An 8,165-nucleotide genomic window follows, 5' to 3' on the forward strand; every position below is an offset into this window, starting at 1 on the left:
GCTCGACTTCTACGACCGCCTCGCCGGCTGGGTCGCGCCCGGCGGGACGCTGCTGATCGTCGGGCACGGCCACGGGCACGGGCACGGACACGGCCACGGACATGGGCACGGGCACGGACATGGCCACGGGGACCACGACGAGCACCGCGCGCACGCGCCGGCCGGGGCGACGACCGCCCTCCGCGCGAAAGCGGGCGCATCCGCGCCCTTCCCGTTGACGCGGCCGACGTCTATCGTCCGCCCCGAAACCATCCGACCCGAAATCATCCGATCCGAGAGGGGATAACAACCATGGCGCAGCCGCTCGAAGGCAAGGCCGCCATCGTGACCGGGGCCGGGCGCGGCGTCGGCCGGGCCATCGCGCTGCGTTTCGCCCAGGCGGGCGCGCGGCTGCTGATCTCGGACAAGGACGAGGCCGCCCTGCGCCTCGTCGCCGACCGGCTGGCGGAGGAAGGGGCCGAGGTCAACTTCTTCGCCTGCGATCTGGCGACGCCGCTTGGGGTCTCCAACCTCATCGCCGCCAGCCTCGACGCCTACAGCCGCATCGACGTGCTGGCCAACGGGCTGCGCCAGATCTCGTCGGGCGACATGATGTCGATGGATCCGGCGGCGCTGACCGAGATCTTCGACGTCAACGTCCGCACCGCCTTCCAGCTATCCCAGGCCGCGGCGCGCCGCATGATCTCCCAGCGCGAAGCCGCGGGCGGAACCGGGCCGGGCGGGGCCATCGTCAACCTCTCGTCCATCGTCGGACGGCGCACGGTGCCTTCGATGCTGCGCTACTCGGTGACCTGCGCGGCGATGGACCAGCTGACCCGCGCCATGGCCGTGGCGCTGGCCCCGCAGGAGATCCGGGTGAATGCGGTGGGGCTGGGCTCGGTGATGACCGCGACGCTCCGCGACGCGTTCAAGGGCAATCCGGAACTGCGCGACGACCTGATCCGGGTCACGCCGCTGGGCCGGATCGGCGACGCGTCCGAGGCGGCGGCCGCGGCGCTCTACCTCGCCTCGCCCGCGTCGAGCTTCATCACCGGCCAGATCCTGGACGTGGACGGCGGGCGCAACATCCTCGATCCGCTGGATCTTCCGGCGATCTGAACGCCGGCGATCCGAAGGCGCGGCGCCGGGGGGCGAGACGGTCCCGCCGGCGTCCCGGCCGCCGCCCTCGGTCCGGTCGTCGCGGCGGCGCCCCTCGCGGGGCGCCGCCGCGGGTCATTTCATCGAGGCGACGAAATTGTCGAACAGGTAGTGGCTGTCCATCGGCCCCGGGCTCGCCTCCGGGTGATGCTGCACGGAAAACACCGGACGGCCCTCGACCCTAATCCCGCAATTGGAGCCGTCGAAGAGCGAGACATGGCTCTCGATCACCCCCGCCGGCAGGCTTTGCGCGTCGACCGCGAAGCCGTGGTTCATCGAGGTGATCTCGACCTTGCCGGTCTGCAGGTCCTTCACCGGGTGGTTCGCCCCGTGATGGCCGTGGGACATCTTCACGGTCTTGCCCCCCAGCGCCAGCGCCAGCATCTGGTGGCCGAGGCAGATGCCGAACATCGGCAGCCCGCGGTCCAGCACGCCGCGGATCATCGACACCGCATAGGCGCCGGTCGCGGCCGGGTCGCCGGGGCCGTTGGTCAGGAACACGCCCTCCGGATCATGGGCGAGCACGTCTTCGGCGGTGGCGCTCGCCGGCAGCACCGTCACGTCGCAGCCGGCGGAGGCGAGGCAGCGCAGGATGTTGCGCTTCGCCCCGTAATCCACCGCCACCACCCGGCGGCCGGGGGCGGAGCGCTTCTCGAACCCGCCGGGCCAGGCCCAGCGCATCTCCTCCCAGCGGTAGGACTGGGCGCAGCTCACGTCCTTCGCCAGATCCGCCCCGGTCAGGCCGGGGAAGGCGCGGGCCTGCTCGACCAGCGCCGCAGGGTCGAGCACCCCGTCGGCGGCGTGCGCGATCGCCACATGGGGCGCGCCGCGCAGCCGCACCGCGCGGGTCAGCCGGCGGGTGTCGACCCCGCCGATCCCGATCCGCCCGCGCCGCGCGAGCCAGGGCGACAGCGCCTCGGTCGCGCGCCAGGACGACGGCTCGGTCGGATCCCAGCGCACCACCATGCCGAGCGCCACCGGATCGGCGGTCTCTTCATCTTCAGAATTTGCGCCTACATTGCCGATATGGGGGAAGGTGAAGGTCACCACCTGGCCGGCATAGGACGGGTCGGTCATGATCTCCTGATAGCCGGTCATGGCGGTGTTGAAGCACAGCTCGCCCACCGACACCCCCTCGGCGCCGAAGCCGCGCCCGAAGAACACGGTTCCATCGGCGAAGGCGATGCAGGCCGTCGCGCCGGGCGGGACGGGCAGATCCGCCGCATCGCGGCGGGCGGATGTCGGAGCGGGGTGCATGGGCTGTTCCTCGAATTCGGGCCGCGGGAAGCTAAGGGGATGGCGCGGGCAGGTCAACCCGCGCGACAGTTTGGCGAGCTGGGGAGGGAGCGCAATGAATTCAGGATCTTGGCCGATTTTCGCCGCATTGGCGACTCGCCCGGTTCGGTGTAGTCTTAACGAACATGAAAGCTTGGGAGTCGGGACCATCCATGCGTGACCGCATCGCCCTGGCGCTGAAAGAGGCCGCCGCTGCTGCAGCCGCCTCCGATGACGCCACGCGCCAGTGCACCCTGCGCCTGATCTGCGCCGCCATCCTGGACCGCGAAGCGGTGCGGGAGCGCGACGACCAGCGCGGCGCCCTGGACGACGCCGAGGTCATCGAGATCCTCGTCACGATGATTCGCCAGCGGGAGGACTCGGTCCGCCGCTACGAGGAGTCGGGCCGGCTCGAACTGGCCGAGCAGGAGCGGCGGGAAGCGGAGGTGATCCGCGAATTCCTGCCGCGTCCGCTGTCCGACGACGAGCTGCAAAAGGCCGTCGCCACCGCCATCGCCGAAACCAAGGCCAAGTCGCTGCGCGATCTCGGCACGGTGATGGGCGCCCTCAAGACCCGCTATTCCGGCCGCATGGACGTGTGCAAGGCCGGGGCGGAAGTGCGCAGCGCGCTCGGCTGAAGCCGGGCGCAAGCCACCCACCCTCCATATCCGACCGATCGGCCCGGAGGCGTCGCCACCGGCGCCCTCGCCTGCCCGCCGCCGCGGGCGGGCGGGGGCCGTCGGCGCGCGGGTCGGCGCGGCGGCCCTCTTTCAGCCGGTCATCCCGCCGGAAAACAGTCCTGCAGCCCGCCTTCGCGGCGCACATCCGCCGTGCAGCAATGCCGCCCGCCGCCGAAGGCGTAGGCGTCGCGCAGCGCCACCGGGACCACCTCGAACCCCAATCGGTCGAGCTGATCGGCCTGACGGACCTCCGTCTCCTCGACGCAGACGGTTTTCGGGTCCAGCACCAACACGTTCATCGACAGCCAGACCGAGGAATAGCGCAGCGGCGGCGGCATGTGATGCGTCGGAGGCGCGGCGTCCACGATCTCCCAGCCATTGCGCTCGAACGTCGCGCGCCGGGCGTCGGGCAGCCGGCGGCGCGGGTTGTTGAGGCTCAGGCCGGGGCGCATCGGCGAGAACGTCGCGTCGATATGGATCGGGTAGGGATCGCCCGGAAAATTCACCGCATGCACCCGGTGAGCCGGGAAATGCCGGCGCAGCCACTCGATGCCTTTGAGGTTCGTCGTGAAGCCGTGCTGACCACCGGATCAAGCCCGAAGCGCAGCACGTCGGCGGCGTCGAACAGCGGCTCCTCCTCCGTCGTCACGAAGTGTTTTGGGGCCGTCCATTCCAGACGCTTCGCCTCGCCGATGCTCTGGGAGAGGTCGTCGGCGTGATAATCCCGGTCGGTAAGGCGCGGTTTCGGCGCCGCCTCGTGGCGAAAGCCCCGGTCCGCCTCCCAATACCGCTGCAGCAGCGGCCGGTAGCGCAGATATTCGAACCCGCGGCAGCGATAGGACATGGCGGCCTCGAGGATCTCGCGCCCCGCGGTCGGCAGCACGTCGCGCGGCGGCATGCAGCCGAACTGCGATCCGGTCTCGAAATCCGGGGTTCTGACGGGCTGCGAGAAATCCACCGGCGTCGGCCGGTCCACCCTTATGCCCTGCCCGCGCAACTGCGCCGCGAAAGCATCCAGCAGCTCGTTGCCGCGGTCGATGCTCTCCTGCGGGCGACGGCCCCGCTGGCCGCGCATGTCCGAATCCTCGGGCGCCTTGGCGTCGAGCGCGGGTTCCGCGGGCGGGATATGGCCGTCATCGGCTCGCCCGACGATGACATGGCGGAGGGGGTCCCATTCGGTCCAGCTTTCGACATGGGTCGGGGCGCCGGCGCGCTCCGCCCGAACGCCGTCCATGCCCCGTCCCCCCGAAACTCGCGCTCAGCCCCTAAGCCCGTCCATCACTTCGACCAGCTTGGCCGCGATGCCGGGCTCCGACAGCGCATGACCGCCGTCCTGGATGATATGCAGCTGCGAGCCGGGCCAGGCCTTGTGCAGCAGATGCGCCGAGAGCGGCGGGCAGATCAGGTCGTAGCGCCCCTGCACGATATGGCCGGGGATGCCGTCGAGCCGGCCGGCGTCGCGCAGGATCTGGCCGTCTTCCTCCAGCCAGCCGTCATTCATGAAGTAATGGCACTCGATCCGGCTGAACGCCCGCGCGTAGGCCCCGTCCGGCCCGTGGCCGCCGCCGCCATGCAGCGTGGCGCAGGACGCCTCCCACCCGGCCCAGAGTCGGGCGAAGCGGGTCTGCTCCATCACGTCGGGAGAGGTCAGGCGGCGGTGATAGGCGGCGATCATGTCGCCGCGCTCCGTTTCCGGCACCGCCTCGACGAATTTCGCCCAGTCGGCGGGGCGGAACTGGCCGGCGCCGCCGCCGTAGAACCAGGTCAGCTCACGCCGGGTCATCAGGAAGATGCCGCGCAGGGCCAGCGCGCTCACCCTCTCGGGATGGGTCTCGGCGTAGATCAGCGCCAGCGTCGCGCCCCAGGAGCCGCCGAAGACGGTCCAGGCGTCGATCCCCAGCTTCTCGCGGATCCGCTCGATATCCGCGACCAGATCCCAGGTGGTGTTGCCCTCGAGCGCGGAATGGGGGCGCGAGCGCCCGCAGCCGCGCTGGTCGAACAGCACGATCCGGTAGACCTCCGGGTCGAAGAACCGGCGCATGCCGGGAGAGCATCCGCCCCCGGGGCCGCCATGCAGCACCACCACGGGCTTGCCCCGCGGGTTGCCGCACTGCTCGACATAAAGATCATGGCCGCCCGGAACCTCCAGCCGCATGCGTGCGAAGGGTTCGAGGGCGGGATAAAGGGCCATGCGGGCCGATCGGTCATGGTCGCTTTCGCGCATTCACGATCTATGTCATGTCCGGGGCTGATCACAAGGGCCGCTGCGCGGGCCGCGCCCGGCGAGGCCCCGGAAAATGGGAGCCATGCCATGACATCCGCCCCGAACGCCGAACCGAACGCCGCCCCATCCCTCGCCGCCACCGACCCGGCCGAGATCGCCAAGTTCGAGGCGATGGCCGCCGAGTGGTGGGATCCGACCGGCAAGTTCAAGCCGCTGCACATGCTCAACCCCTGCCGGCTGGGCTATATCGTCGAGCAGATCGGGGCCGAGTTCGCCCGCGACCTCACCGCGGATCGTCCGTTCGAGGGGCTGCGCATCCTCGACATCGGCTGCGGCGGCGGGCTCTTGTCGGAGCCGATGGCCCGGCTCGGCGCGACGGTGGTGGGGGTCGATCCCGCGCCCCGCAACATCCCCGTGGCCCAGGTCCATGCCGCCCAGTCGGGGCTCGACATCGACTATCGCTGCACCACGGCCGAGGCGCTGGTCGAGGCCGGCGAGCAGTTCGACGCCGTGCTCAACATGGAGGTGGTCGAGCATGTGCCCGACCCCGCCGGCTTCCTCGGGGCCTGCGCCGCGCTGCTGCGGCCGGGCGGGCTGATGGTTTGCTCGACGCTGAACCGCAACGCCAAGAGCTTCGCCATGGCCATCGTCGGGGCCGAACACATCATGCGCTGGCTGCCCAAGGGCACCCATGAATGGCGCAAGTTCATCACGCCGGACGAGCTTTACGACCTGCTCCGCGGGGCCGGCCTCGATCCCGTCGACCGCAAGGGATTCGTTTTCAATCCGCTGGGCTGGAGCTGGTCGATCTCGGCCCGCGATCTCTCGGTCAACTACGTCACCGCCTCGGTGCGGCGAAGCTGAACAGGGCTTGGGGCTGGCCCCGGCGGGCGGGGCGGCGCAAGGTTGGCGCGCCCATGCCCACCGGAGGTTCCATGCCCGCCCCCAACCCCGAAGCCGCCGCCATCGCCGCCGCCCTGCCGGTGGCCGACGCCTGGTTCCGCGCCAGAACCGTGGCGCCCGGCGTCATCCTGATCGACGAGCCGCATGTGGACCTGCTGCTGCGCGCCAACCTCTATCTGGTGGAGGGGGCGGAGCGGGACATGCTCATCGACAGCGGCATGGGGATCGCGCCGCTCTCGCCCTTCGTGGCGGGGCTGCGGGCCGATCCGGCCAAGCCGCTGGTGCATGTGCTGTCGCATGCGCATATCGACCACATGGCCGGGTCCTGGGAATTCGACACCCGCCTGATCCACCTGCGAGAGGAAGCCGACCTGCGGCTCGAGGTTCCCGACCCGCTCGCCACGCTTTTCCGCGACCAGTATCCCGCCGCCCTGCTCGAGAAATTCAAGGCGTCGGGCTACCGGCCCCTGCCGCCGGTGCTGATCGATGCGCTGCCCGAAGCCGGCTACGATCTGTCCAGCTACGCGATGAAACCCGCCCCCGCGACGATGCTGCTGGAGGAGGGCGACCGGGTCGACCTCGGCGACCGCTCGTTCCTGGTGCTGCATCTGCCGGGGCATTCGGACGGCGGGATCGGGCTGCTGGACGAGGATGACGGGACCTTCTTCTCGGGCGACGCGATCTATGACGGGCCGTTGATCCTGGCGGGAGATCTCGACGAATACCGCGCCACCCTGCGCCGGCTGAGGGAACTGGAAGTCAGCATCGTGCATGGCGGGCACAACGACGCCTTCGGTGAGGCTAAGATGCGCGAGATCTGCGACGATTACCTCGCGCGCTGGGCCTGACGGGCCCTAAAGGTCGGTCACCGGCACCCGCACCCAGATGTCCTCGGTCGTCTCGCCTTCGAAATCCAGCGCGGTGATCCGGACCGTCTCAGCCTCGAACACGTCCGCCGCGAAGGCGCGGGCCCCGATGCGCATCGGGTTGGTCGACCGGGCGACGATGCCGCCCACGGGGGTGATCCGACCGATGCAGAACTCCTGATCGAAGAGCCGGCGCAGCGCGCCGCGATGGCGCTGGGCGAGCGCCTGTTCCAGCCGGTCCCCCAGCGGCGCGTTGGCCGCGAGCGCCGCCGGCGCGCCGCGGCCGAGCATGAACATCTCGCCCGCCTGCGCCAGCACCGCCGCCTGCCCGTCCGCCCGGCGCAGCTGCATGGCGCGCAGCGGCGGGCGGGCGCCGGGGGCCTCGCGCCGCCAGAGCTCGGCGTAATCCGCGAAAACCCCGCGCTCGATCAGCGCGTCGCCCTCGAAGAACAGCGCCCCCACATCCGGCCCGTCGAGCGGCCCGCGCCAGTTCACCCGCCGGGTCCAGGTGCAGACCCCCCGCTCCACCGTGGTCACGCCCGCGAACCCCTCGGCCCGCGCCAGCCGGCGCAGATCGGGGGCGGAGAGGTCGGCGAGCGCCCTTATCCCGCCCCGCGCCGTCTCCCGCCGCGGCAGATCGGCGGGCAGGCGCAGGTCGACATGGAGGGGGCCGGCCTGGATCCACCAGACCTCGGTCGTCGCGTCCTCCGTCCCGCCGGCGCGCAGCCATTCGCGCCGCCACAGGCCCTGCACCTCGGCGAGCCGCGGCGGCGGCGGGCCGCCTGCGCCCGGCCGGGGCGCGCCCGCGATCGGGGCGGCTGTCATGCGGTCTGCGCCCCGGCGCCGATGGCGGCGACGATCTCGTCCGTGCCGCGCACCGCTCCCGTCTGGAGATACTCGAACGCGCGCAGGCTCGCCTCATGCGCGGCGTCCGAGGATCCGCCGACCGCGTCCCCGACGACCCGCATGTAGTAGTCGTGTTGATGCCCGTCGGCGAAGGTGTAGTGCACGCAGACGTCGGTGAGCCCGCCGATCAGGATCAGCGTCTCGGCCTTCAGGCCCTTGAGCAGGATCTCAAGA

The 8,165-nt window shown here is 70.9% G+C and carries 9 protein-coding genes and 1 pseudogene; 5 read left to right on the plus strand and 5 right to left on the minus strand.

From position 1 onward, the window contains the following. Both ACTB72_RS18840 and ACTB72_RS18845 read left to right on the plus strand, forming a co-directional pair. Positions 1 to 286, plus strand: a 286-nt coding sequence (locus ACTB72_RS18840) for a hypothetical protein (protein ID WP_463038553.1), incomplete at its 5' end; no start/stop codon positions are given. A gap of 5 nt (positions 287 to 291) precedes the next feature. Continuing rightward, on the plus strand, positions 292 to 1,098 hold the full coding sequence (locus ACTB72_RS18845) for an SDR family NAD(P)-dependent oxidoreductase (protein WP_463038554.1): 807 nt from the start codon (positions 292 to 294) through the stop codon (positions 1,096 to 1,098). A gap of 114 nt (positions 1,099 to 1,212) precedes the next feature. Here ACTB72_RS18845 and carA read toward each other — a convergent pair whose 3' ends face one another. Next, complete coding sequence (gene carA / locus ACTB72_RS18850; RefSeq protein ID WP_463038555.1) at positions 1,213 to 2,394, minus strand: glutamine-hydrolyzing carbamoyl-phosphate synthase small subunit; 1,182 nt, start codon at positions 2,392 to 2,394, stop codon at positions 1,213 to 1,215. 191 nt (positions 2,395 to 2,585) lie between these two features. Here carA and ACTB72_RS18855 point away from each other — a divergent pair, with 191 nt between their 5' ends. Next, the gene (locus tag ACTB72_RS18855; RefSeq protein ID WP_463038556.1) at positions 2,586 to 3,050 is read left to right on the plus strand and encodes a GatB/YqeY domain-containing protein; all 465 of its coding nucleotides are present in this window, start codon (positions 2,586 to 2,588) and stop codon (positions 3,048 to 3,050) included. Positions 3,051 to 3,190: 140 nt separating this feature from the next. Here ACTB72_RS18855 and ACTB72_RS18860 read toward each other — a convergent pair. Together ACTB72_RS18860 and pip are read right to left on the minus strand one after the other, a co-directional pair. Beyond that, a pseudogene (locus ACTB72_RS18860) lies at positions 3,191 to 4,326 on the minus strand (serine/threonine protein kinase). Between the two features lie 24 nt (positions 4,327 to 4,350). Further along, on the minus strand, positions 4,351 to 5,283 hold the full coding sequence (gene pip / locus ACTB72_RS18865) for a prolyl aminopeptidase (protein WP_463038557.1): 933 nt from the start codon (positions 5,281 to 5,283) through the stop codon (positions 4,351 to 4,353). A gap of 120 nt (positions 5,284 to 5,403) precedes the next feature. Here pip and ubiG point away from each other — a divergent pair, with 120 nt between their 5' ends. Both ubiG and ACTB72_RS18875 read left to right on the plus strand, forming a co-directional pair. Further along, positions 5,404 to 6,180 (plus strand): bifunctional 2-polyprenyl-6-hydroxyphenol methylase/3-demethylubiquinol 3-O-methyltransferase UbiG, encoded by a 777-nt coding sequence (gene ubiG, locus ACTB72_RS18870; RefSeq protein ID WP_463038558.1) that lies wholly within the window; start codon positions 5,404 to 5,406, stop codon positions 6,178 to 6,180. Between the two features lie 71 nt (positions 6,181 to 6,251). Next, entirely contained in the window at positions 6,252 to 7,067 is an 816-nt protein-coding gene (locus ACTB72_RS18875) for an MBL fold metallo-hydrolase (protein WP_463038559.1), read from the plus strand. Positions 7,068 to 7,073: 6 nt separating this feature from the next. On the opposite strand, the gene ACTB72_RS18880 is transcribed toward ACTB72_RS18875, so the two are convergent. After that, complete coding sequence (locus ACTB72_RS18880) at positions 7,074 to 7,910, minus strand: hypothetical protein (protein WP_463038560.1); 837 nt, start codon at positions 7,908 to 7,910, stop codon at positions 7,074 to 7,076. After that, the coding region (locus tag ACTB72_RS18885; RefSeq protein ID WP_463038561.1) for an isochorismatase family protein at positions 7,907 to 8,165 on the minus strand (259 nt) is incomplete at its 5' end. The genes ACTB72_RS18880 and ACTB72_RS18885, both read right to left, overlap by 4 nt.

It is taken from the genome of Albimonas sp., from assembly GCF_055129145.1.